Below are 25,825 nucleotides of genomic sequence, written 5' to 3' on the forward strand. Positions count from 1 at the left end.
GGATGAAATTGGTGGAGCTGGCCGGGATTGAACCGGCGACCTCGTGAATGCCATTCACGCGCGCTCCCAACTGCGCTACAGCCCCACACCGAAAATGATGCTATCACGCGACTCAGGTTCGGTCAAGAAAACACAGATGAAAGAAAGACCTGGCTTCCTCGTTGACAAATTATGCGGTGAGACCTACGATTCACCCTTGAAGCTCTGGCTGACCCGCTGGCCGAGTTTTTTTTTGTCCCGTGCTCCTGTCCTGTGCGTGTGGAGGAAACTATGGCCGCGTTGGTTGTTGTCGGCTCCCAATGGGGAGATGAAGGAAAAGGAAAAATTGTGGATCTTCTGGCCAAGGATGCGGATGTCATTGTCCGCTATCAGGGAGGTTCCAATGCCGGCCATACGGTCATTACCAATAAAGGCACCTTTATATTTCATTTGATTCCTTCGGGTATTCTGTATCGAGGGAAGGTGTGCGCGTTGGGGAATGGGGTCGCCATTGATCCGGCCGGGTTGATCGAGGAGTTGGATCGTTTGATCGCTAAGGGGATTCCGGTTGGAAAACGATTTCTGATTAGTAATCGGGCCCATGTCATCATGCCATACCATAAAGCCATTGATAAGGCAGCAGAACAGGCGAAAGGGGCCAGGCGAATCGGGACGACAGGCCGAGGCATTGGGCCGGCGTATGTCGATAAAATGGCGCGAGTCGGCATTCGCATGGGAGATTTGTTAAATCCCGATGTGTTGCAACAAAAGATTAAGGAAAACCTGGTGGAAATCAATGCGTTCTTAGAGCGCATTTACAATGTGGATGGGTTCACCGTTGAGAAAATTTTCAAAGATTACCAGGCCTACGGTGAGCGGCTTCGTCCTCATATTACGGATGTGGCATTGGTCCTGGATCGAGCATTTGAACGGGAGAAACGGGTCTTGTTTGAAGGGGCACAAGGAACCCATTTAGATGTCGATTTTGGGACCTATCCTTATGTGACCTCTTCGAGCTCCTGCTCGGGTGGTGCCTGTACCGGAAGTGGGGTCGGCCCCACGACGATTAAAGGAGTCCTGGGTGTGACGAAGGCCTATACCACCAGAGTCGGTGGAGGTCCGTTTCCGACAGAATTGACGGATGAAATGGGTCAGCAACTCATGCAGCGTGGGAATGAATACGGGTCGACCACGGGTCGGGCACGCCGGTGTGGCTGGTTAGATATGGTGTTATTGCGATATGCCGTTCGAATCAACGGACTCACCTCATTGGCGATCACGAAGTTGGATGTGCTGGATGGCTGCAAAGAATTGAAAATTTGTACGGGATATCGATATCAGGGAAAGCTCCACAAGGAAATGCCAGGTGATTTGGAAGTATTGGCTGGCTGTGAACCGGTGTATGAACGATGGAAGGGCTGGACAACGGAAACGTCTGGATTGAAGACCTATCGAGGTCTTCCACCTGCAGCTAAACGGTACTTGGCCAGAATTGAGGAATTAACCGGATGTCGAATAGATATGATTTCGACCGGTTCCAAGCGTGAAGATACAATTATTGTGAGAAATCCCTTGGTTCGATCACGCAAGGGCTCATCACTTTAAGGGTCCTTTGTATTTTTCTCTACAGTAAGTTTGACAACACCGGAATCCATTGTTAGCATCGCGACCCGGTGAGCCGCTAGCTCAGTTGGTAGAGCATCGCCCTTTTAAGGCGAGGGTCGTGCGTTCGAGCCGCACGCGGCTCACCATAAGTATCAAGAGGTTGTGCATCCTCTTCTTCCCCTGCCGTTCGGTCAGTCACGGTTTTAGTCACGGTTCCATCTGAAATTTGCCCCTGAAACGCCGTCAGACCTTCCACCGCGCTCCAGAGGTGAGTCGGGCTAAGATGGGCATAGCGTGACAACATAGCTGGAGACTTCCAGCCTCCCAAAGCCATCAAGGTTCGGTCATTGGCACCTTGCATAGCCAAACGACTCGCAAAGCTATGCCGAAGATCATGAAACCTGAATGGAGCCAATCCTGAGGCAATTACGGCTTTCTCAAAGGCTCTCCTGAGGTAACGGGCATCCAGAGGAAAGATTCGATCCTGAAGGGCATCTTTGGATGATTCCTGCATAGGGGAAAGTAACCCCTGGACGGTGGAATTCATGGGAACCCGCCGAGGATCACCCGTCTTCGTTTCCCGTATCGTCAGGATGCCTGCATTCCAATCTAGGTCAGCCCACGTCAACCGGAGTAATTCGCCCTGCCTGCATCCTGTGTTCAACGCCACAAGTACAATGGGGCGATATTTTTCTGGAAGGTGTTTAAACAAGGATTCCTCCTGTTCAGCGGTCAGGTAACGAATAAGCACATTATTGACTTTGGGCGGCTTTACGCTGCTTGCGGGGTTTTCTTTTAAGAGGCCCAATCGTCGGGCATCATTCAAGGCGGCTTTCACAACCCCGAAGAACCGGAGAACGGTTCCAGGCTGGTAGCCATCTTCGGCTAACATCGTTAGCACTTTTTCAATATGACGTGGACCGATTTTGTTAATATCCAGGTCTCCCAGCTCCGCAATCCAGCGGTCGATCCGTGACTTATCATCCCCTTTCCGCTTTCGGCGAGCGTCAATCCTGGCGATATAGTCATTCGCCACCTCACGGAAGAGAATAGTTTTAGGCTTCTCGAAGTATCGCCCGGAAAGTTGTTCACTTTTCAGTCGGCCATACAGGGCCTTTGCCTCACTTTTCGTCGAACAGCGAATACGCCGCTCCCTTCCACTCAGCCACATCCGTACAAACCACCGTCCACTTTTTGGTGGATACTCCAAAATTCCACGATCTTTCCCGTCTTTTCGTGCCATCTGTCACTCCTTTTGTTTGGGTGTCTTGTGGCGGCGTGTGTTCTTTTGCCCCTGGCTTTTGTTTTTTTGCCCCTTCGGTTGAGGTAATTCCTGACCAGCCTTTTCCGCGGCTCGTTTGTTACGCATGTACGCGACACTGTGGCAGTCCCGTCCACAATAGACCGCATTTTTTCTCAATCTGAGAAAGATTCGATGACAATGAGGACACCGATTCACTGCCGAGGCATAGTCACTCATAAGTTGGGCGAGAAGGTAGAGGGCTTCTTCTTCTGGTTCTGAAAAATTCATTCCTACACTGTGATGGCGTTCAATCCCTACTCCCGGAATCGCTTTCTGTTGCATTAAATCCAGTTCCCATAAATCATCCCGCTTCACAAAATGGTACTGGACACGTAAAGGATCAAGGGAGACTGCGCCTTCGTCGACCCAAGTATTTAAAATTTCGAGGAGTCTTTTTTGTGTTTTCTCCACTTCGTGAAGGGGAGGGATAGGATCTTTTGATAGCACCATATCGACTGCATATCGAAAACCTACTTGGCCCTGCAAGAGAGCCCGCCGAGAGTCGTACAAGACCGCTAAAGCAGCAAATTCTTCACGGACCTTTAAGCGTTCACCTTCGCTTTCCTCTTGAAGGTCTTTTTGAGCAGTTTGAACCAACCAATCCAGTGTGCTCCAAGAATCTCCATAATGTATGCGGCTTTCAAGAATGCGACGCCATTCGGTAAATCCATTTAAAAACACCCGAGGAGAGCCGTCACTTTCTTTTTGTTTGGGATGTTGGGTCATAGCGGAATTTCAATAAGATGTACTCAACAACTTAGTTGAGCTATTGAAGACTTTACTCATTTATATGATAATAGTCAACATTAGTGATGAAGAGTTATATCCACACAGGAGGATTTTACGATGGGCGAAAATCTTTTAACAGTGAAGCAAGCGGCCTCCATCCTGGGCCTTCAAGAAAGTACGGTTCGAAAATGGGTTTTAAGTCGACGTGTGGGCGTTGTGCGCTTGGGTCGGAGTGTTCGCCTCCGCCGTGATGAGGTGGAGACCATGATTGAGCGTAATTATATTAGTCCCGTTGTTGTCCAAAAGGGCTAGGGAATTTCGGAGCGACCAATAATGGCGTGGCCAATTCTGAAATGGGTTCTCACTAACCTGAGTGTGGGTGGAAACGCCAAATTGGTGGCTATCCTTTTGGCCAATTTTGCCAATGATAAAGGAATCGCCTGGCCGTCGGTGGCAACCCTGGCACTAATAACGGGCCTCAGTAGACGCCAAATTCAGCGAATTTTGCCGCAGATTGAAAAAGCCGGACTAGTGAAGATTTCATCAGGAGGAGGACGAAAACAAACGCACCGATACCAATTCACCTATGTGGAAAACAGTGACAATTTGTCATCCTTTCCCCACCGAAACGGTGACAATTTGTCCCAAAAGGGTGACGACATGTCACCCGATCCTCTTATAACCAAAAAGAAGAAGAGTAACGTTTCACTGAATGGCATGAAGAGTAAGAGAGGACATAAGGTGGCATTATGAAAACCTTTGCGGATTTTGCCATTGAGACAAATGGGCGAGTCGGCAATATTAAAACGATATGCCCACAATGTTCGCCGGGGCGAACCCATCACAAAGATCCCTGTTTGAGTGTGAACACGGAGGAAGGAGTGTGGCTTTGTCATCATTGTGCGTGGAAGGGTGGTTTAAATGGCTCATCAGGTGACTTTGGTATGAGTCGGAAGAAGAAAGCCTATAGACGACCAATCTATCACCCGACCCACCACAATCAGGAAAAATTGGTGTCATGGTTCCAAGCACGTGGCATTTCTCAGAATGTGGTTATACGCCACAAGATCACCTTGGGTAGGAAGTTTTTCCCTGGCTTAAATCAAGAAGTTGAGAGTATCCAATTTCCCTACTTCCGCAATGGTGAAATCATTAATGTGAAATACCGGGCATTGGACACGAAAAACTTTTTACAAGAGGCTGGGGCAGAAAAAATCCTGTATGGCCTGGATGATATTCAAGGAGTTGATTGGGCGGTAATTGTCGAAGGTGAGCTAGATAAATTGGCCTGTGAAGTTGCGGGTGTTCCCAATGTCTTGAGTGTCCCTGATGGGGCACCACCCGAACACTCCAAACCGTCTGATACGAAATTTGAATACCTAGTGAACTGTGAAGCGGAATTGAGTCGATTACCAAAGATCATCAATGCCGTAGATGCTGATGGACCAGGCAAGACACTAGAAATGGAACTCGTCCGTCGATTGGGACCAGAGCGGTGCTATCGGGTGCAATGGCCGGATGGGTGCAAGGATGCCAATGATACGCTTTTAAAGAGAGGGGCAGAGCATGTAAGAAGGTGTATTGACCAAGCGACCCCTTGGCCGATTGATGGCATCGTGGAGCCTAAAGACCTGATCGACGAGATCTTTCAACTTCATGAAGAAGGCTGGAAAGGCGGTTTGACTACCGGATGGAACAGTGTGGACCAGTATTATACCGTCAAACCCGGTCAACTCACGATTGTTACGGGCATCCCTGGCCACGGCAAGTCAGAATTTTTAGACGCAATGGCCGTCAATATGGCTGATCAGCATGGATGGGTCATTGGGGTATGCAGCCCAGAGAATTGGCCCCTTCAGGACCATAGTGCCAAGCTGTTGGAAAAGTATAACGGCAAACCATTTGGGCAGGGCCCCACTCCGCGAATGGATCATCAGGACCTTGTGGACGGTATACAATGGTTGCAAGAGCATTTCATCTTTTTCAGTCCACCAGAAGACGCCATGACCATAGAGAAGATTTTAGAGCTTGCCCGACAAGCCGTCGCTCGGTACGGGATTCACGGATTAATCATTGATCCCTGGAATGAACTGGATCATTCTCGGCCTGCTAATTTGACAGAGGTGGAATATATCTCAAGATGCCTGACGAAGGTACGGCGATTCGCTCGAAACCATGGGGTGCATGTCTGGTTTGTGGCCCATCCCATGAAACTGAAGAAGAAAGAGGATGATACCTATCCTGTTCCCACGCCTTATGACATAAGCGGAGCGGCTCATTGGCGGAATAAGGCAGATAACTGCCTTACCGTATGGCGGAACCTTGAAGAGCCGGACCAGGGGGTAGAACTCCACGTCCAAAAAATTCGGTTCCGGCAGGTTGGGAAAATCGGGGTCGTTGATTTGGCATGGAACCCCATTAATGGGCGTTATGGTGGGGTGAAAGGGGGATTCCAAGGTGCTCAAATTGATCCCTGACAAGGCACCGGTAACCTTTCAACTCATCAGCCCAATCATTTCCTCTATACTCCACACATGATTTGAAATCCTCTGGTTCCATCGCAGTGGTGACTCTTAGGGTTGAATGAATCCGGACGAAATTATAGTGCATCAAAATTATCGACTTAATTCAACAGAATTGGTACGGTTGAAAATTATTGGTTTTGATGAAAGGTGTGGAGTTTATGTTTCAATTAGAAGAAGCCACCGAACAGGATCTAAAGCGCCTTCTTGAGTTATTTCCTGTAGCGGTTTTAAAGAGCAAATGGCCTAGTATTTCTGGAACGAAAGAGGAAATTTGCTTTGCCGTGGCTGGACAGCGAGATTTTGAAGAAATTAAGGATTTTTTGGTTACGAATTTCAGTTGTTGCCGACAGCATGTTTATGTTTTTTCCCACAGTATCCCATTAATATCTCTTCCATCTATTAACATTCCTGACGGTGTGAATATTTTTGAATCAAAACAGGAGAAATCTCTAAGCCTGGCTTATATCACAAAGCTTACATTTTCCGTTGTACTTAGGGACCCACTTGAAGAGGCAACACTAGAATTTCTATGGCCCGTACGCCTCGACTTCACTGAGAGGCACCTAATCGTTAAATTTGTTATATTAGAAAAAAATATCGGATCATATTTTGATGGGCGACAATACTATATGGATCGTCGAAGTACAGAGGAAAAGGTGATTTTACAAAACTTGGAAGAAACAATAGTTGGGATACAGTCCACTGATTTACATAAAGGGGTAAAAAAATTATGGGAAGAAGGTTTTATGGATTCCCCGAAGGCTCGATTTAAAAAACCCATCTCAACTGCCTATGAGGCTATGGATGAAGAACTGGGAATAAAAGAGCACAATCCCGAAGTTTATGAAGTCCTTTCAGACTCCATTTTGCTTAATACCTTATTCGTAATACCATCTACTCAAAGCCTTAGCATTAGTACCTTTTCAATGGAACCTTCTAAAGGTTGCATTAACTTTCCCCGTTATTCTGAAAAAGTGGGTGACACCGATTATGTGGTTAACGAAATTCTTAGACATAACTAGCCGACTTTTCCCATCCGATCCATTAGCTGATCTTGGCGAGGTAGTTTCCCGTTTAAATCCGGATAAGATATACATTGAAAATGTTCGCGCAATACTGGGAACTTCTCATAACAAAGCAGTAAGAATTTGCGAAACTGCTGTTCAGCAAGGACTTTTTAATCGCGGCATTGAGGTGTTATGCCCAGATGGCTCTGTAGCTACTTCTGTAAGAATAGAAGAGGAGTTGCCCCCTGAAGTAAATTGCTGGATAGAAGTAGATGGGCAATTTGAAGAAAAAACTATTCCTACAAGTAGTCTCGATAAAGTTACCTTCTACCAATTGAGTAGTAATGCCCCCTCCGCCCTCATACACGGATAGACAATTAAAAACCGTAATCATTCTAAAAAGGCTAAGAATGATTTCGGTTTTCTTTTACACCCTACTCTTTGTATTTTTGGGAATCCTTGGTCTTTTTCTATTTTTCGTTTTTACAGAAGCAGATTGGCAAACTAAAACTATATTAGGTGTTTTGGATGGAATAGTTGGTTGGGCACTAAAACCCCTCACCCAGTATCTTTTCAATGATCAAGACATTTCAAAGGTCTGATCAAATTTCAAACATTACAAGTGCCCCTAATTCCCTTTTAGGGGAACTCTCACAGAGTATAGGTCCATATTTCCATTCAAGGTTATTGGATGGTTGGATGCCAACATGATGGCAAGCAAAAATTGGCGGGATAACGAAGAGAGCCTAATGATGGGTGCCTGCCTCACATTTCGCCATGAAATCCCTTTCATTCCAGGGCCTTGTCAATATCAAATGTTTCAAAAGCACCCATTGAACATGCAGTCTTTCGTGTGGTAAATATAAAACCTTGGGCAATTATACTTAAATTATATATTTCGTCCAGCGATCCACGCAACCGTCCCACCTTTTTGAGTTGCTAATTAAGCCAAAAAGCTTACAGTAATAGGGCCTTCTTTGGCGGCGAAGGAGGGGCAAGCCTGTCTTTCTTACTTACTCTTTAAACGGGACCTTTACCATGGACATTCGCCGAAGCTTCTACTTACCTTCTGTCCACAGGCTTTGGGGACCTACTGCCGACTCTGGCTCATGAAAATTTCCTGGACGGGACCAAATACATATTGTGGCTTAGTAGGGGATGGTTCTTTTGAGAAATAATATGAACCTTAACAGGTATTGTTGGATTCTTCCGAGCAAAGGCCCTCATGTGACTGCTTTCTGGCTCTTGCTTGTCTTTTGCTTCCTTTTTTCTTCATCCAGCCTTGGTGGTGAGACACCAATAGAACTAGAACGTGAATTAGCGAGTATTTCCCTTGGGATGTCGATTCAGGAAGTAGAAAAATATTACGAGATGTCCGAGGGAGACCCTTGGTTTATCAATATCCTAACGAAAGGGCAGAAAGAAGCAGCTTTTGATCAAACCTACATCCGCAAGGCCAAGGAAAAGACTTACTCCCTAAAAGGAGCGCTACCACCTCATGTCAAAAATTTGCGAGCTGTTTTTTTGAAAGGGCAGTTATATCTAATAACTCTAGATATGGAAAAAGAATTTCTTGAAAGTGTGGATTGGCCAACCTTTATAAAACCGTATGTGGAAAAATATGGCCCCTCTGCTGAATCTTCTAATCAGGGAAACACCTCTAGAGAAGAATGGAAGGACGGAAAAACCTATTTAGAACTTACCCAAATAGCACAATCACCAACTGTGGATTGGTCTTACCGTATTTCTCTGATCGATATTTCATTAGATAATCAAGCTAACGAGATATGGAATTTTGTAGCAATTAGTTTTGATGCTGAAAAAGGAAATATAGAGGCTCAACGTGCTCTGGGATTAGCCTACTATTTTGGTGAGGGAACAACACCGGATCACGCGCAAGCTGCTCATTGGTGGTTGAAAGGCGCGTCTCAAGGCGATGCAAAGTCGCAATTTGCACTCGGCCTGTTGTACTCGAAGGGAAAAGGAGTCAAAAAGGATCCTGCAAAAGCCGTGTACTGGTATGAAAAGGCTGCTCAACAAGGGTTTTCAGGAGGACAAGTCAATCTTGGGTATTCCTATATGGAAGGTGAGGGAGTTGAAAAGGATTACAAAAAAGGCCTTCATTGGAATTTACTCGCTGCAAATCAAGGAAGTGCCGCAGCTCAAAGTAATCTTGGTGAAATTTATCGCGACGGGTTAGGGGTGGTGCAGGACTATGTTCAGGCGCATATGTGGTTTAATCTTGCCGCCGCACAAAGCCTAGAAGAGGCCATTAAAAATAGAGATGAGCTTTCTAAGAAAATGGCCTCGGAGCAAATCGCGGCGGCGCAGAAACTTGCTCTTGAATGGAAGCCTCCCAAAACTCCGAAGGATCGAAAATGGAATTTTGCCCGAGACATTGATGGGGACGGTCACTTTACAATTGATGATGTGACCGGTTGGGTCGGTTGGTTGTTTTATTATCCTGGTGACCGCGTAATACAATGGCTTCTTTCTAATGAAAAAGTAGACACAGCCCATTTTTTCAAGATTACCCCACAGGACTATGGCGGGGGACTCTCTTTCCTATTTTCCCTTGTTGGGTGGGGGCTCGGTTCCATTGCTTTTTTCATGGTTTTGGGGGTTATTGCGAAAATCTTGGATAGAACGGACGAATTTTCACGAAGTGTGGCCCAATATGTTAAGGGCAAATGGGAAACCATTAAGCAGAAAAAGAATTAATAAACTCCAGATGAAAAATTTTAACTAGACTTTCACTGCCCAACCGAAGAATCAGGCATGAGCCCAAGAAAGATATATATCCCCGTCGTGAGCGGCTTGCATAGGCATCTAATCACGAGGGCCTTTTTGGGGGTCTGTTGTGAGAGGGGTGGTTCCATCGCCCAAGTAGGCCGGGTAGGGGCTAAGCCCATTGGGGGTGGGGGTGTTTATGGTGAAGTTTTGACGAGAAGTTTAGTCACGGTTCTAGTCACGGTTCGGTCACGGTTTTGGTCACGATCCAGAATGTACCTCAATCTCAGTAGATCACACTCGAAGGCGGTAATTCGCCTTACCAGTTAAAGGAATTATCACTCTTAGTCTTACTCAATCATTCTCTAGGGCAATCGTCCAAGTTTGCCCTTTTAAGGCGAGGGTCGTGCGTTCGAGCCGCACGCGGCTCACCATAAATATCAAGAGGTTGTCCCTCTTGTTTATTTCCTTCCTGTGAAAGAAACAGGGTTTGTTTTCACGCTTCCCTTCATAGTTTTTACCCAGAGGGTGTTAGACCTGGCATGAAATCCTTCGCGGGGTTGCGTTTGGGTGACCTCCTGTTGGGCTCATCTCAAAGAATTTTGGCTTTCTCCTCTTGGTTAGCTTTTCTACCCCCCTGAACTTAATAATATTTTGAGACGAATAAGCTCACTTCCTAAGTGTCATACATACAATTGGTAAACGAATACCATTTGTGCTCGATTTGGGCCTAGGGAAGATTGAGGGATTTGGCGGAGGAGAAGACACGGCCTTTCATATGGCGTATATGTGGCCGATTTTTTATCATACAGGATTGAAGTTATAGGACGTAACATCACAACTTTCCAGCAGTTAGAGGAGGTGGTGAAGACATGATCAATTTCAAGTCTTCCTGCGGGTTACCTATTCTTGGGGGATCGCTCCCTTCACATGTTTATTTTGTTGTATGCCAGGCTCCATGAGATGAAATACCATGACAAAAGTCTTATATAGTATTGGGTATGCCACGCCCATTGTCACTGTTCTTGGGCTTTTTATGTGCTATCTAATGGCCCCAGAATTTTATTTGACCCACATCCTGGAAGAAGTTCAACGTGAACAAGGCGCAGTGGAGATTGTGACATTTTGGTCCGCAATGATGGGCGGGAGCTTGTTGCTGTGGTCTAGCTGGAAATTCTGGAAAAACGGAAACTGGCCGGCGGCCGGTGTGATTGGAGCAGTTTCCGCCGCCACGCTTCTTTTTGCCGGAGAAGAAATTGGTTGGGGACAGATCTATTTTGGGTGGGACACCCCCCTCTGGTGGAGTACACGTTTTGGTGGATCAACAGACCTCCATAGCAGCCGGTTTCCTGCTCACACAGTGGCAGCCATATTTCTGTTCGTGATATTTATTCTTTTACCGCTTGTCTGGAAATTTCAACTGCCTCTTCGGTTGCCGGCAAATTTAAAACCGGCCATCCCGGAAGGGCCGGTGATTTTCGCCATTGTGTTTGCCACCCTCTATCGGGAACTCAAGGGTTTCTACTTCTGGCTAACGCCGCTGGGCTACCGAGATCGTTTTTATGAAGAATTTTTGTGGGGTCTGAATGAACACAAAGAAATGTTGATCGCCATCGCCATGCTTCTGTATGCCCTCTACCGTCTGCCTCATCTAAAACAAATTCGTTCTCCGTCGTGAGCCATTCCACCTCGATCTTTGGTTCTGATCTTCTCACTTTCTCCGCACATAAACAGCTTTTCTGGCTCCCATCAGTTCAGGGGAGAATGGTGTAGATATAATTCTATGATTTTCCATTGCGCGTCACGTAATACTGACGGTGAGGAGCTATGAACAGCAGAACTTCAGGGTGAGATGTCTCGTACTTAGTGATGTTGCGTTAATCGAGCCAGGTTGGCGTTGGTTTGGGACAACACCATGGCGAAGGTTGCGAAATCCGTGTCGGTCAATGGATGCCCCGTAGAACCTCGATCCACCAGGATGACCCCGATAGGCCTGTTTGGCGCATACAAGGTTCCGGCGAATCCGGGTGGGTCCCCCCAGTATTTCAAAAAGTCAGTCGGCATTCCTCCGGATTCCCCTTCTTTGATCAATGAAGAATATTGAATAGGGTGAAACCTATGGAGCAATCGGTCCCAGAAGGTTCCATGGGAAAGAGGGCAATGAAACGTGTGCTGGATGGTTTCTGCATGTGGACCATAGCCGATTTTGGCCTGGAGCGTATCTTTTCCTGGTACTACCAATGCGAGCCAGACCCGTTCAAATCCATATGATGCATAGAGCGTTCTGGTGACAAAGGTAAGCAGCGAGGAGGGCTCCGATATTTTCATGGCCTGAATGGTGAAATCGAGCAATGGCCTATCGGATGCCGGAGATGGAGGGAGGGAAGATGAGGCTTCCTGAGCTGGTTGCATGGTTTCTTCGGAAAGAATCCCTTCTGAGTGTAGAACCTGATGAATTGTTTGGGTGAGCCGATGTAGGTGTTGGTTGTGAAGAATTGTGCCATCGGCATCAGATGCGGGAAGAAAATGCTGTCGATCGATGTTGATGGCCGAAGCAATTTCTGATGCTTGACTAAAAGCTTGGGACACGGTGTGTTCCAATTGGATCATGGAGAGGCCGAATGGGGGCAAAAACTGTTCAATCAGGCTTTGGAGTACATCTCCCTGCGTGGCAGCCAATGGGTTCAGGAGGCAATAACTCAGTTCATTCGCGGCTCGGACGATACTTTCCATGATCCGTTGATCTGCTTCTGGACGGGATTTAGGCCAGACAGGCTTTTTCTCCAATAGTTGAACCAAACTCTCCGGCAGATTCCAATGCTTGGCCATAGCGGCAGCGATGACATGCAGCGGTCGTCCCAAAAGAGTCAGTTCGGCTTTGGAGACCTTGGCTGGATCTTCCCGGCGAATGGCTTCTAGTTGTTCGCCTACGTCCGGTCGACAGAGGGTGAGGATGAGGTCTCCCAGTGAGTAGAGCATGGCATTGGTAAATAACGAGCCCGCCTCCCCGTAATTGATGGCTTTTCCCAGTTCCTGGGCCTGAGTTCCGGCGACGAGAGCCCGCGCTAGGAGGTGTTTCAGGTTGACGGTGTTGGCTCCGAAGGTGTCGGCCTGTTCAATTAATTGGGCAGAGACCACCATGGCGCGAATGACGTCAAATCCAATAAGGGCCACCGCATAGGTTGGGGTTTTGACTGGTGTGCGGGTATGATAGACAGGGCTATTTGCGATTTTGATGACATTGGCCATCATGGCTTGATCGCGCATGATAATTTCTCCAATGTCGCTGGCACTCGAGCGTTTATCCTGCGTAAGATTGAGAACTTGGATGCAACTTTCCCGGAGGATAGGCAGGGTTTCCGGGGCTTCGGCGAGCAGACTCTCCAGAAAGGAAGCCGGTGTTGTGTGCCCGGTAGAGGTAGCGAGATTCATGATAGCATCTCCGCCAGGGTTGAGTGCCAGGTGGTAATTCCTGGGCCAGGTGGTTTTAGATCAAGGAAATTAAGCTGGGTAGTTGGCTCTAAAGGTTGATTCTCGGTTATATTTTCCGAAATATTAAACCCTCTTCTTTCTCGGAGGCGTGAGGTCGGTCTCCTTTCTTTTGAATTGGATGGTATCTGCATGAGAAATAGAATTTCCTGCTCCGCTCAAGAGCTGAGCCAATTAGATGCGGACATGCTTCAATCGGTGGTTGGGGGAACGGTCTTCGAAGAAGGCCATCAATATTTTTCTGCCCAACGAGTCAAGATCCTTGATGCGGACCAGACCCAAATCACGGCTGAGGTTAATGGCGTCTATGGCGTGTATACGCAAATCATAAAATTACGTGCGGGGACTTTGTCGACCAGGTGTTCCTGTCCATCGAACGAGCAACCTTTTTGTCGTCATTGTGTCGCGGTATTACTGCATCAATTCCATAACGGATCATCTCTTAAGCCGGGACCGAAGGAAGATCCCAAGGACCAGGCTCCTCCTCCTTCCGATCCGCGGATACGGCCAGCAGGACCCTATACTGATGAATCCGAGGGTGCGGGTGATCTGAATTTTTGGGAAGCGATTTTGTTTATTGATTGGGTTCAGAAAGCCGCAGGGCTTCTGGGTAAGGAGGCCACCTTGCCCCCAGTGCCTGGTTCCTTGGGAGGTGTTGCTCGAGAATGGGTGGGTATTTTTGAACGCCTCAATTCACAATGCATGGAAGGCGAGGAAGATCGGATTGATGCCTTGAGGAGCCTGCAATCAGCCCAAGCCATGATTAATAGCCTCACGAAGGAGCTGGAAGCGTTAAAAAGGGAATCCGAGGTGGCTCAACAGCATTGCAGAGTGTTAGAGAAAAAGGTCCAACAATTGCAAGAATCATTGGCGGAGAACTCTGGGGCATCCAGTTAGGCAGGGCGTGCAGCAGGCTTGGCGGGTAATTTGCCTTTCAGGGCGGGTCATGGCTCAGTGAAATGGAACCCCCTTTTTTGAATCTTTTTATATGAGAGGCGAGCCGTCGGATTTTTTACGAAAAGCTAAGGTAATGTCGTCCGTTAATCATTCATGCTCGAATCTTTCTAGGCTCTTCCATCCGTTCAATTAATTCAGGTGTTTGTTCCACCATTTCAAGTACATTGTCGGCAATTTGTTTCAGCGCGTTGGTTGCTGGAGAAGAGGGAGCCAGTTCTACAACAGGAAGATATTTCAGGATGGATTGCTGAACCTGAATATCCTCTGGAATCTTGCCTAAGATTGACAGATCGGTTCCGACGTATTGCTTTAGTAGGTGTTGTAAATGCAGGGTATTGATCCTGGATTTGGGTGTCATTCGGTTTAAGATGAGGGCCGGTTGAAACCGTTTTAGAGCCTCTTGAGCAGTCGCCACACCTGATTCGCTCGTTTTTCCAACGGCTTCCAGTACTGCTGCGATGCTATGAAAGTCTTTGTCCAAAAGGCTTTCTGCCACTGGGTCGCGGGCTGAAAAGGCCGTAAGAACCTTTCGAATGGCAGCAAGTTTAATGAATCGATACAGATCTAAAACCGAGGTTGGGTCAGGGGTTGCTACGGCCAGGAAAAAGTCTGCGAGGAGAAAAAAATCCAGTGCGTGGTAACTGGTCCCCGCGCCGACGTCAACGAGAATGATGTCTGCCTCAAGTTTGTGTAAGTGCCGGATGAGGCGTTTTTTTTTGGCATGTTGCAAATTCGCGGTAATGAGGGTTTCCCCCGTTCCAGGAATGAGCTTCAGGGAGGAGGGGCCGGGAATAGGGTGGGCGGTCTCATTTAAGTTTTTGAGCGTGTTTGTCAAAAAATCTGAGAGGGTGGATGGAGGATGGAACATTCCAAACAAGATGTGGAGGTTAGCCCCACCAATGTCCATGTCGACCAGCGTGACGCGAAGTCCTTTTTTGGCAAGGAGGAGTCCAAGATTGCTGACGACCATGCTTTTCCCAACTCCGCCCTTACCGGAAGCCACAGAAACTATGCAAGGCATCGGGTGAACTCCTCTCTCGTTGATATCATCAGGAAGTAAGTATCACCTTACTCAGAAAATAGCCTATCACAGGGTCCTTCTTATGCCCATGGTGAAGGAATGCTCGTATGGATGGCCTTTTGAGAGATTTTGACATACCGGGACGTCGCGATGAATCTGGTGAGCTCTTGCCTTTAAAAATGGAAAATGCTAGGTTGATTGCGAGTAGAGTGGGCGTGAGCCCACTTTTTTTTGGTCTTGGCTTGTGGCCGCTGTAGCGAGGATTTGTGGTGGCCTTCACGGCTGACAATCTTGAGCAAGTTATTCGTCAAGTGGGCGAACCGATCGCTCGAGCTCTAGGAGTGGATATCTTTGAGGTTCAGTGCACCGGGAGACCCGCCAACCTTTTGGTTCGACTGACAATTGATAAAAAGGGGGGAGTTGGAATTGAAGATTGTGAACAATTCCATCAGTCCCTGCGTCGAACCTGGGAGGTTCTTCACCCAGAGCAGGCCGCGTATCGGTTTGAAGTTTCTTCGCCTGGGCTAGATCGACCGCTCCGAGATCCAAAAGATTATGAACGAGTAGTGGGCGAACGACTTCGAGTCACTCTGAAAAGCTCGATCAAAAAACAATCAGTTGTTTTGGGGCAATTGATAACCGTCACCGATATGGGGATTCATTTAATGGATGACCAGACCAAGAATCCCCAAGAAGTAGTCGTGGCGTGGGATGATATTGCCAAAGCGAGATTAGAGGTTTCGTTTTAACGTTTTATTGGAAGCGCGCACCAATCGCCCAAGTCCGTTTGAACCGCTCATCGTGCCTTGCGAGGAATACAAATGAAAAGTGAACTCATGTTGGTCATTGATCAAATCGGTCGGGAGAAAGGGATTGATAAGGCAAAAGTCATTTTGGCCTTAGAATCCGCGCTTCTCACGGCCGCAAAAAAACGATTTGGGCATGGTGAAAATATTCAAGTCGATATTGATACGGAAACCGGCGAAATTTCTATTGTAAAGAAAAAGACGATTGCGGAGAACGTGCTGGATTCCAAAACAGAGATTTCATTGGAAGATGCCAGGAAAATTGATGATGAAGCTGAAATGGGAGACGAAATCGGCTCACTCATTGAGTTGGAAGAATTTGGGCGAATAGCCGCACAGGCTGCGAAACAGGTCATTTGTCAAAAAGTTCGAGAGGCTGAATGGGAGTCGATTGAACGGGAATATTCCAAAAAAGAAGGGGAATTAGTTCATGGGGTCATTTTGGGCCAGGAACGGCGAAATTATCTGGTGGACATTGGAAAAACAGAGGCCCTTCTCCCGATTCAGGAGCAAATCCCGCGTGAAGCTCACCGCCGGGGTGATCGAGTGCGGGCGTTGTTGCTAGAAGTTCGACGAACCCCCAAGGATGTGCAAGTGATCCTCTCCCGGGCGCATCCTCAATTCGTGGTAAAATTGTTTGGTTTGGAGGTGCCTGAGATATCTGAGAAAATTGTTGAAATTAAAGGCGTGGTGCGTGAGCCGGGCGACCGGACGAAAATTTCAGTGGCGTCACGGGATAAGGCGGTTGATCCGGTTGGCGCGTGTGTGGGCGTCAAAGGTTCACGTGTCCAGGCCATTGTTCGGGAGCTGCATGGTGAGAAAATAGATATTATCCCCTGGACAAATGATCCACGCGTGTTTATCGGGGAAGCCTTGAACCCTGCTTCCATTGAAAAAGTCGGGATTGACGAACAAAAGAAATCGGCGTTGGTGGTGGTGGCTGATTCTCAGCTCTCTTTGGCAATTGGGAAGAACGGGCAAAACGTGCGCCTAGCAGCAAAATTGACAGGTTGGAAAATTGATATCATTAGCTCCACCGAATACGAAAAACAAAAGCTTGAACGCGACTTGGAAATTAAGGCTGCCTTGGCTGAAGAGGCTTCACAGATTACAGAAGAGCCGGCGGGAAATGCCAAGGAGCCTGAAGTAGCCTCACAAGATGAGAACATGGATAATCCCGCGGTGGTACCAACAGAGTCTGGGCAGAGTTCGGGATCGTAAGGATACGGCTTCACAGTAAAGGACGTGCATGAGAGTTCATGAGATAGCCAAAAAAATTGGGATGGAAAGCCGTTTGCTTATTCCTGAATTAGTGCGACTTGGCATTCAGGTTAGTTCCCATAGCAATACAGTGGATGACAATATGGCCAAATGGGCGATGAATATTATCCTTGGTAAAACTCCTGAAACAACCCCGAAGCCAGGGGAATCGTCTGTTTCAGGGCATGCCGGTGTGAAAAGCTCTGAGGGGGGGCGCCTACTGAAAAAAGATTCGTCGACTTCCGGGAGGGCTCGGTCCGAAGCAGTGGCCGAAAGTCCCAAAAAATCCGAAAAAAAACACATCCTGATTAAAAAGAAAAAAACAGAAGAAGAAATCCTGGAAGAGATGAGGGAATCGTCTCCGGTCGGGGAAGCTGAGGCAGAAGAGCCACTGGTCATCCATGGTGAGTCAGAGGCTCCCTTGGATACGGCTCCCGTTTTAACTCAGACTCCAGGCGAATTGGCTGTTGAGCCTCCTCAAGATGCCCACGCCTTATTGCCCGCTGAGTCGGCAGAGCTTCCTGGTGGTGTAGGGATTCCACCTGTTCCTGGGGTTGAAAGCGGCGCAATTCCTCCCTCTGATAAAACCAGTGAAAAAGAGAGAAAAAGCGAAGGGAAACCCGATAAAAAGAGTGCCGTTCCATCTCGAGAGGTTCCGGTAGAAGAAAAAGGCAAAAAAATTAAAAAAGTTGCGCGTGTAAAAGATGAAGATGTTTTTGCCGCACGCTTTGAAGATGCCGCGGTCTGGCAAGATCTTCGACCGTTGCCAACTTTGCGACGTGAGGAACGTACCCGTCAGGTTCAACAACCTTCGGTGGGCGAAGTTACAAAACCCAGGAAAAAAGTTATGAAGGTCACTGCTGGGATATCCGTGAAAGATTTTGCCGAAGTGATCGGTCAAAAACCCACGGAAATAATTCGGAAATTGTTGGATTTAAATATTGCAAAAACCCTTAATCAACCCATGGATTTAGAAGCTGGAGTGCTCATTGCGGAAGGTTATGGCCTCGCAGTGGAAGCCGTGGCTGCGAAGGGAGGGGAAGCCCTCCTGGAAGAGGTGATTGATGGTGGAGAACAAGGAAATCTAGAACCTCGAGCGCCTGTGGTGACGGTTATGGGACATGTCGACCATGGGAAAACCTCCTTGTTGGATGCGATTCGGAAGACCCAGGTAACCGACCGGGAAGCGGGAGGGATTACTCAGCACATTGGTGCGTCCTTCGTGAAAGCCGGTGAACGAGGCGTGACGTTCTTAGATACCCCAGGCCATGAGGCCTTTACGGCGATGCGGTCCCGTGGGGCTCAGGTCACTGATATTGTGGTCTTGGTCGTGGCCGCAGACGATGGGCCGATGCCTCAGACAATTGAAGCCATTAATCATGCGCAAGCGGCCAATGTGCCGATTATCGTGGCCGTGAATAAAATGGATAAGCCGGGGGCTAATCCGGATCGGGTCAAGCAAAGTTTAGCCGAACACGGCCTGCAACCTGAAGCATGGGGAGGTCAAACAATTTTTGTTGAAGTATCAGCAAAGCAAAACCAGGGGTTAGACCAATTGCTTGACATGTTGTTACTTCAGGCAGAAATTATGGAATTGAAAGGCGATTCCACCTGTTCCGCTCGAGGGGTCGTATTGGAAGCGAAGTTGGATAAGGGGCGTGGACCGGTTGCCACGGTGTTGATTCAGGCCGGAACCTTACGAATCGGAGAATCGTTTGTTGTCGGGTCAGTGAGCGGCCGGGTGAGAGGGTTAACATCGGATAAAGGTGAGCGTCTGAAGGAAGCCGGGCCATCGATACCGGTAGAAGTCATTGGCTTATTGGGGGTTCCTGAGGCCGGTGATCAACTGGTCGTGGTGAAGGATGAACGGGCTGCGAGGGAAATTGCCCAGGCCCGGCACCAAAAGCAAAAAGATGTCGGCCTATCATCGACGTCCAGAAGAACTCTCGAAGAGCTTTATGCAGAATCAAAAGATGGGGAGATCAAGGAGTTGCCGCTACTGATCAAGGCGGATGTGCAAGGATCCGTGGGGGCATTGGGCGATGCACTTCTGAAGATTTCTACCGACGCGGTAAAGCTTAAGCTCATTCATAGTGGAGTGGGAGGCATCAACGAAACCGATGTGTTGTTAGCGGCTGCTTCAAAAGCGATTATCATTGGATTTCATGTTCGTCCGGATTCAAAGGCGGCTGCTATTGCTGAACGTGAGGGTGTGGAAATTCGGTTGTACACCATCATCTATAATATTCTTGATGATATCCGTTCGGCTGCAGAAGGTCTTCTGGCTCCAACGATCAGGGAACGGGTGATGGGGCATGCGGAGGTTCGGCAGCTATTCTCTGTTCCGAAAATGGGTACCATTGCCGGTTGTTACGTGAATGATGGGTCGATATCCCGTTCAAACACCAAGGTAAGAGTTGTTCGTGACCAGGTGATGGTCTATGAAGGAAAAATTGGATCGTTACGGCGGTTCAAGGATGATGCACGGGAAGTTCAGCAAGGCTATGAATGCGGAATTGGAGTTGAGAATTTCAATGATTTAAAAATCGGCGATGTGTTAGAGGCCTACGTCTTGGAAGAGGAGGCCACAAAATTATAATCCAGAATGGATAAGGGGATCCTGAATGGGGATGATCGTGGGGTTGTGCACGCTCGAACTCCATATCCCTGATGTCCAATCCCTGAAAGGTAAGCGTCAGGTTCTCTCAAGCTTGATTACCCGATTGCGAAATCGGTTTAATATTTCCGTTGCTGAAATTGAGGAACAAGACATTTGGCAAAAAGCCATTTTGGGAGTGGCGTGTGTAGCGAATGACACGGGAAGGGTCAATCAAGTCTTAGACCAGGTCCTCAACTTTATACGATCTAACCCCTCCATCGAGCTTTTACGATCTCAAATTGAAGTCTTGTAAGCTCTCATATAAATTTTTCACGTCATGGCAAAAACAAATAGCAGTCGGGCGACGAGAGTTGCCGATCAGATCCGGATGGAAGTGGCAGAGATTCTTTCCAGAAAAACTAAAGATCCACGTATCCAATTTGTGACCGTGACAGGTGTGAAGATGACGGCGGATCTCAAAATCGCACGGATATATGTGACCGCTTTGGATCAAGCCCATTTTGACCAGGTTACAGGGCCGGGTCTTAAAAGCGCTGTGGGGTTTGTTCGCACGGAATTGGGCCGGCGCTTAAATCTGCGTTATACACCGGAATTGGTTTTTTATCGTGATACGAGTGCTGAGTATGGGAACAGAATTGAAAAGTTGCTGGATTCTCTTCATGAGGAATCTGATGAAGCCGGTAAAGCTGAGGCTTCCTCCTTTCTCCATGACAAGAGCGAAAGTATAGACGGGTAATGGCACCAATGGCTTCGTGCATCGACCAGTCTAAAGGCTTGAAGGCACCGCAGGGAATGGCCTTACATGGCGTTCTGAATGTGAATAAGCCTGATGGATGGACATCGCATGATGTGGTGCAACGCCTCAGGTCGGGTTTGGGTATTCCAAAAGTCGGGCATGCGGGCACCTTGGATCCCCATGCGACGGGCGTCCTGCCGGTTTTAATTGGAAAGGGAACCAAAATTGCCCAGTATCTGTTGGGATGGGAAAAAGAGTATGGCGCCGTGCTTCAATTGGGCCAACGGACAGACACACAAGATGCTTGGGGTACGGTCTTAGAGGAATTCCCCATAGAATCTTTGACAGAGGATCGTATCCGGTCAGCCTTTGCGACGTTTCAAGGGTCTATCCAGCAAGTGCCACCAATGTACTCGGCTGTGAAAATCGGGGGGCAACCCTTGTATAAAAAAGCCAGGAAAGGTGAGACCGTTGACCGACCCGCTAAAACCGTGGTGATTCATGATTTAGAAATTCAAAGACTGAATATCCCTGAGGTCGCGTTTCGAGTGGTCTGTTCTAAGGGAACCTATGTTCGAACTCTCTGCGATGATATTGGAAACGTATTGCAGGTGGGTGGACATTTGAAATGGCTTCAGCGTCGACGGGTCGGACCTATTCATGTTGATCAGGCCCTTGAGGTAGAATCCTTGCTTGGGGGACTTGAATTTTCTCATCTGGATGGGGCATTTTTGAGTTTAGATCAGGCCTTAGAGGGGTTTCACGCTGTTGAGGTCGATAGCGATGATGCTCGAAAGGTGCTCCATGGGAATGCGATTTCCTGGGATCGTGTGGTTCACACGTTTGTGGAATCAGGAGTCTCACCCAAGGAGGGAAATATGGTGAGGGTGAAACAGAAAGATGGGCAATTGCTGGCGTTAGGGAGAGGCCCGGTTTTTCAGACAGGCAAGGGAGGTCCCGTATTAGCGATTGAAACGGTGTTTTCCTAGTTTATGAAAATTTAGGTTCGATTAAGTGGGGATAAGACGACATCCGTAGAAAGATTTTCTTACTGAACTCATGTAACCCTGAGGAACTGGAGGAGGAGTTATGGGCTTAACGAAAGAAGCAAAAACGGCGGCCATAGAATCGCATCGGATTCACGACAAGGACACGGGTTCGTCTGAAGTGCAGATTTCCGTGTTAACCAATAGAATTACGAGTCTGACTGAACATTTCAAGACACACAAAAAGGACCATCATTCCCGAAGGGGTCTTTTGCGAATGGTAAGCAAGCGAAGAAAGTTATTGGATTATTTGCGGCGTCGAGACGAGGGCAAATACCAAGCCGTGATCGCTGCACTTGGAATACGGAAATAAGACAGAATGCAGGTTTTAGGGTGAGCAGAATCAATGAGATGGGTGATAGATGCCCGGTTCTCAATGCGAAGCGAAGCCTCACACTCCATATCAATATATCCACTCAAGGATCAGAAAGGTTGAAACATGATTCATGTCGTTGAAATGGAAGTTGGTGGTCGCCCGCTTCGTTTGGAAACCGGTCGAATGGCCAAGCAGGCGGATGGTGCCGTATTGGCGACCTATGCCGATACGGTGGTGTTAGCAACGGCGGTAGCCTCAAAGACCTCGAAGCCTGACGCCGATTTCTTGCCTCTGACGGTAAATTATCAAGAAAAAGCCTACTCAGCCGGGAAAATACCAGGAGGATTTTTCAAACGGGAAGGGGCACCCAGTGAAAAAGAGGTGTTAACCAGCCGACTCATTGACCGGCCGATTCGGCCATTGATGCCGGAAGGTTACTTTTTTGAAACCCAGATCATTGTGTCCGTGCTCTCTATTGATCAGACCATGTCTTCGGACGTCATCGGTATTGTTGCCGCGTCGGCAGCAATGGCCATTTCAGACATTCCAGCCTCCGAACCTCTGGCAGGAGTGAGAATTGGACGAGTGAAGGGCCAATTCGTGGTTAATCCAGATAAGAAAGCACAGGAGGAAAGTGAGTTAAACCTCGTCGTGGCTGGAACCAAGGACGCCGTGATGATGGTCGAGGCTGGTGCGGATGGCCTTTCGGAAGACACGATGATTGACGCGATCGAACTGGCTCATCGTGAAATCAAGAATATCGTCGCCAAAATTGAAGAATTACGGGCAAAGGCGGGGAAAGTCAAACGGGTGTTGCAGGTCGAAGCCATTGACCCTGAAATTGAACAAGCCGTGCGAAAAATCGCAGCCGCTCCTATTGGTGAAGCGATGTATATCGCGGCCAAAGCGGATCGACAAGATCGATTCGCGCAAATTCTCCAGGAAGCCATTGAGGCAGTTGCCGGAGACGATGCCGATCGAAAAGCCAAGGTGAAAAAAGTATTTGCCAACTTGGAATATTCCGAAGTCCGGAGAATTATCCTGGAAACAAAGAAAAGAGCTGATGGCCGGGGTCTAGCCGACATTCGTCCGATATCCTCTGAGGCAGGGATTCTTCCTCGCACGCACGGTTCTGCGTTATTTACCAGGGGGGAAACACAGGCTTTGGCTGTGGTGACCTTGGGCACTTCAGATGATGAGCAACGGATTGATGCCTTGGAAGGCGAGTATTTCCGCTCATTTATGTTGCATTATAATTTCCCGCCTTTCAGCGTAGGTGAGGCAAAAATGCTTCGAGGGCCGGGACGGCGGGAAGTCGGGCATGGCAAGCTGGCCCAACGGGCCTTAGAGGCCGTCCTTCCTTCCAAAGAAGAATTCCCCTATACCATTCGGCTTGTCTCGGATATTCTAGAATCAAACGGGTCCTCTTCCATGGCCACGATTTGTGGTGGGGCATTAGCCATGATGGATGCGGGAGTACCCATTAAGACGCCGGTGGCAGGAATTGCGATGGGGTTAATTTTGGAACAGGGTGGCGTCGCGATTCTTTCAGATATTTTGGGTATGGAAGATCATCTGGGCGATATGGATTTCAAAGTGGCAGGAACGCGAGAGGGAGTCACAGCCCTGCAGATGGATATTAAGATTGCCGGAATTACTCCCGACCTGATGCGGCAGGCGTTGGCGCAGGCTCGTGAAGGGCGATTGCACATTCTTGGGAAAATGGATGAATGCCTGACGGTACCTCGTACCGAGCTGGCGGCTTATGCACCCCGTATCACCACGATCCAGATCAAGCAAGATAAAATCAGGGATGTCATTGGGCCTGGGGGCAAAATGATTCGTAGCATTATTGCAGACTGTGGAGTGAAGGTGAATGTGGATGACTCTGGAGTGGTCACGATTGCCGCGGTAGACGGGGAGTCGGCGCAAAAGGCCATGGATATGGTGCAGCGGATTGTTGAAGAGGCGGAGATTGGGAAAATTTACCTCGGGACGGTGCGAAAGATTGTAGATTTTGGGGCCTTTGTGGAAATTCTCCCTGGTATGGATGGGCTTGTGCACATTTCGCAATTGGCTCCTCACCGTGTGGCATCGGTCACGGACGAAATTTCTGAAGGCGAACAGATTCTTGTGAAAGTCCTGGAAATTGATCGCCAAGGGAAGATCCGTCTTAGTCGAAAAGATGCCATGGCCGAACAGACGGACAAGGATCAGCTCACCTCATAAGCCGGTCCGAGTAACCAAGCGTGTATAAAAAAGTCATATTGGATAACGGAGTCCGTGTTGTCCTGGAGCGGATGTCGTCATTGAAATCCGTTGCCCTAGGGGTGTGGGCCACGGTTGGAAGTCGTGACGAAGGAAAAGGTGAAGGTGGCCTCTCTCATTTTATTGAACATATGATGTTCAAGGGCACGCCGAAACGGACTGCCTCTCAGATTTCCAATGAGATTGATGCCTTGGGTGGTGAAATGAATGCCTTTACCACCCATGAGGCTACGGCTTTTTACGTGAAGGTGTTGGATCAGCAAATGGGGCTGGCATTTGATCTCATCGCGGATTTGTTTCACCATTCAAGGTTTTCTGCCAAAGACATTGCAAAGGAAAAACAAATCGTCCTTGAGGAGATCCGTACCGTTCAGGATGATCCCGAGGACTATATTCATGAATTGCATGCCAAGGATATCTTTGGCTCCCATCCGTTGGGGCGTCCGATCTTGGGAGAGCCTGCGGTGATGAAGCGACTCGATCGCCAATTGCTCATGAAGTATCGACAACAGCACTACCGCCCGGAACATACGATCGTTGCAGTGGCCGGTAACTTTTCCTTTCCAGAAATCATTGATACCGTTAATAAATATTTTGGCCAATGGAAGAGGAGCAAGTTCGACAAGCATCCCTCAACCATCCAGGAAACGCCATGGCCTGATCAGCCGCAGGAACGGCAAAGTCTTCACGTGAAACCACTGGAGCAGGTTCATGTCTGTGTCGGATTTAAGGGGTTGCCGATAGGACATCCGGATCGATATGCCGGTCATGTCCTAAGCACAATTCTTGGCGGAGGAGTCAGTTCGCGATTATTTCAAGAAATCCGTGAAAAACGTGGGTTGGCCTATACCATATATTCTCATCTTTCAGGCTTTTTAGATGGCGGGACGCTTACCGTTTATGCCGCCACTCGTCCGAATGAAGTTACAGCCGTCATTGACCGAATTTGTCAGGAAACCAAGAAGTTATGCCGTCGGGACGTGGTCAGTAAGGAATTGGAGCGAACCAAAACCCAATTAAAGGGCGGTTTGATGTTGGGATTGGAAGGAACCTACGGGCGGATGAATAAATTGGCAAAAGACGAAATGTATCAAGGGCGTCATGTCACCCTTCAGGAAATGGTCAAGGCCATTGATCGGATAACCCCTGATCAAATTCGCCATTTAAGCCAGAAATTATTTGATCTACAACAATTTGTGGTTACGGCATTGGGACCTATCCCGAAAAGGGGAATTCCGAGGTGGGGATGAGTCCTAAGTCGCATCTTTTTCCGCTTGACAACCATGCCCTGGATGGGTAGCATGGGACCCTTTTAAAACTCTGATTTACCCTTTAAGAACTAGGGGTATGGAAGCTGGGAAAAGTCGATTAGCAGATAAACAAAGGTCAAGTTGTTTTTTAATTTTTGTCATTCTAACACTGTAAGGA

The 25,825-nt window shown here is 48.1% G+C and carries 20 protein-coding genes and 2 tRNA genes; 18 read left to right on the forward strand and 4 right to left on the reverse strand.

From position 1 onward, the window contains the following. Positions 1-9: 9 nt before the first annotated feature. Positions 10-85 (reverse strand) — tRNA-Ala (locus PJI16_12855). Positions 86-270: 185 nt separating this feature from the next. Between PJI16_12855 and PJI16_12860 the strand changes: the two genes are divergently transcribed. Both PJI16_12860 and PJI16_12865 read left to right on the forward strand, forming a co-directional pair. Beyond that, the gene (locus tag PJI16_12860; protein ID MDT3778451.1) at positions 271-1,584 is read left to right on the forward strand and encodes an adenylosuccinate synthase; all 1,314 of its coding nucleotides are present in this window, start codon (positions 271-273) and stop codon (positions 1,582-1,584) included. Between the two features lie 70 nt (positions 1,585-1,654). Then, a tRNA-Lys gene (locus PJI16_12865) sits at positions 1,655-1,730 on the forward strand. Positions 1,731-2,830: 1,100 nt separating this feature from the next. Here the strand turns inward: PJI16_12865 and PJI16_12870 are convergent. Continuing rightward, positions 2,831-3,613 (reverse strand): hypothetical protein, encoded by a 783-nt coding sequence (locus PJI16_12870; protein ID MDT3778452.1) that lies wholly within the window; start codon positions 3,611-3,613, stop codon positions 2,831-2,833. 120 nt (positions 3,614-3,733) lie between these two features. Here PJI16_12870 and PJI16_12875 point away from each other — a divergent pair, with 120 nt between their 5' ends. The 6 genes from PJI16_12875 (at position 3,734) to PJI16_12900 (ending at position 11,556) form a co-directional block, all read left to right on the forward strand. Next, a complete protein-coding gene (locus tag PJI16_12875) occupies positions 3,734-3,928 on the forward strand; it encodes a helix-turn-helix domain-containing protein (protein MDT3778453.1) in 195 nt (64 codons plus the stop codon). 437 nt (positions 3,929-4,365) lie between these two features. Then, entirely contained in the window at positions 4,366-6,093 is a 1,728-nt protein-coding gene (locus PJI16_12880) for a toprim domain-containing protein (GenBank protein ID MDT3778454.1), read from the forward strand. A 206-nt stretch (positions 6,094-6,299) separates the two neighbouring features. Further along, positions 6,300-7,163, forward strand: coding sequence for a hypothetical protein (locus tag PJI16_12885; GenBank protein MDT3778455.1), 864 nt, complete (start codon positions 6,300-6,302; stop codon positions 7,161-7,163). Continuing rightward, complete coding sequence (locus tag PJI16_12890; protein ID MDT3778456.1) at positions 7,132-7,521, forward strand: hypothetical protein; 390 nt, start codon at positions 7,132-7,134, stop codon at positions 7,519-7,521. The genes PJI16_12885 and PJI16_12890 overlap by 32 nt, the downstream gene beginning before the upstream one ends. 854 nt (positions 7,522-8,375) lie before the next feature. Beyond that, a complete protein-coding gene (locus PJI16_12895) occupies positions 8,376-9,869 on the forward strand; it encodes a tetratricopeptide repeat protein (protein MDT3778457.1) in 1,494 nt (497 codons plus the stop codon). Between the two features lie 982 nt (positions 9,870-10,851). Beyond that, positions 10,852-11,556, forward strand: a complete 705-nt coding sequence (locus PJI16_12900) for a hypothetical protein (protein ID MDT3778458.1) — start codon at positions 10,852-10,854, stop codon at positions 11,554-11,556. Positions 11,557-11,741: 185 nt separating this feature from the next. Here the strand turns inward: PJI16_12900 and PJI16_12905 are convergent, their stop codons facing one another. After that, positions 11,742-13,310, reverse strand: coding sequence for an HDOD domain-containing protein (locus PJI16_12905; protein MDT3778459.1), 1,569 nt, complete (start codon positions 13,308-13,310; stop codon positions 11,742-11,744). A 189-nt stretch (positions 13,311-13,499) separates the two neighbouring features. On the opposite strand from PJI16_12905, the gene PJI16_12910 reads away from it, so the two are divergent. Next, complete coding sequence (locus PJI16_12910; GenBank protein ID MDT3778460.1) at positions 13,500-14,264, forward strand: SWIM zinc finger family protein; 765 nt, start codon at positions 13,500-13,502, stop codon at positions 14,262-14,264. Positions 14,265-14,415: 151 nt separating this feature from the next. On the opposite strand, the gene PJI16_12915 is transcribed toward PJI16_12910, so the two are convergent. Next, positions 14,416-15,345 (reverse strand): P-loop NTPase, encoded by a 930-nt coding sequence (locus PJI16_12915; protein ID MDT3778461.1) that lies wholly within the window; start codon positions 15,343-15,345, stop codon positions 14,416-14,418. Positions 15,346-15,614: 269 nt separating this feature from the next. Here PJI16_12915 and PJI16_12920 point away from each other — a divergent pair, with 269 nt between their 5' ends. The 9 genes from PJI16_12920 (at position 15,615) to PJI16_12960 (ending at position 25,647) form a co-directional block, all read left to right on the forward strand. Then, complete coding sequence (locus PJI16_12920; GenBank protein ID MDT3778462.1) at positions 15,615-16,094, forward strand: ribosome maturation factor RimP; 480 nt, start codon at positions 15,615-15,617, stop codon at positions 16,092-16,094. Positions 16,095-16,166: 72 nt separating this feature from the next. Next, complete coding sequence (nusA, locus tag PJI16_12925) at positions 16,167-17,372, forward strand: transcription termination factor NusA (GenBank protein MDT3778463.1); 1,206 nt, start codon at positions 16,167-16,169, stop codon at positions 17,370-17,372. A 28-nt stretch (positions 17,373-17,400) separates the two neighbouring features. After that, positions 17,401-20,010: a translation initiation factor IF-2 gene (infB, locus tag PJI16_12930; GenBank protein MDT3778464.1), complete on the forward strand. Its 2,610-nt coding sequence runs from the start codon at positions 17,401-17,403 to the stop codon at positions 20,008-20,010. Between the two features lie 25 nt (positions 20,011-20,035). Further along, on the forward strand, positions 20,036-20,323 hold the full coding sequence (locus PJI16_12935) for a DUF503 domain-containing protein (protein MDT3778465.1): 288 nt from the start codon (positions 20,036-20,038) through the stop codon (positions 20,321-20,323). Between the two features lie 24 nt (positions 20,324-20,347). Beyond that, positions 20,348-20,767, forward strand: a complete 420-nt coding sequence (gene rbfA, locus PJI16_12940) for a 30S ribosome-binding factor RbfA (GenBank protein MDT3778466.1) — start codon at positions 20,348-20,350, stop codon at positions 20,765-20,767. Next, a complete protein-coding gene (gene truB / locus PJI16_12945) occupies positions 20,767-21,756 on the forward strand; it encodes a tRNA pseudouridine(55) synthase TruB (GenBank protein ID MDT3778467.1) in 990 nt (329 codons plus the stop codon). Before rbfA ends, truB begins: the two co-directional genes overlap by 1 nt. Positions 21,757-21,856: 100 nt before the next feature. Then, positions 21,857-22,126: a 30S ribosomal protein S15 gene (rpsO, locus tag PJI16_12950; GenBank protein MDT3778468.1), complete on the forward strand. Its 270-nt coding sequence runs from the start codon at positions 21,857-21,859 to the stop codon at positions 22,124-22,126. Positions 22,127-22,252: 126 nt separating this feature from the next. Beyond that, positions 22,253-24,358, forward strand: coding sequence for a polyribonucleotide nucleotidyltransferase (gene pnp, locus PJI16_12955; protein ID MDT3778469.1), 2,106 nt, complete (start codon positions 22,253-22,255; stop codon positions 24,356-24,358). Between the two features lie 20 nt (positions 24,359-24,378). Further along, the gene (locus tag PJI16_12960; GenBank protein ID MDT3778470.1) at positions 24,379-25,647 is read left to right on the forward strand and encodes a pitrilysin family protein; all 1,269 of its coding nucleotides are present in this window, start codon (positions 24,379-24,381) and stop codon (positions 25,645-25,647) included. Positions 25,648-25,825 lie beyond the last annotated feature (178 nt).

Origin of the sequence: Nitrospira sp. MA-1, from assembly GCA_032139905.1 — a bacterium.
Taxonomy (GTDB): Bacteria; Nitrospirota; Nitrospiria; order Nitrospirales; family UBA8639; genus Nitrospira_E.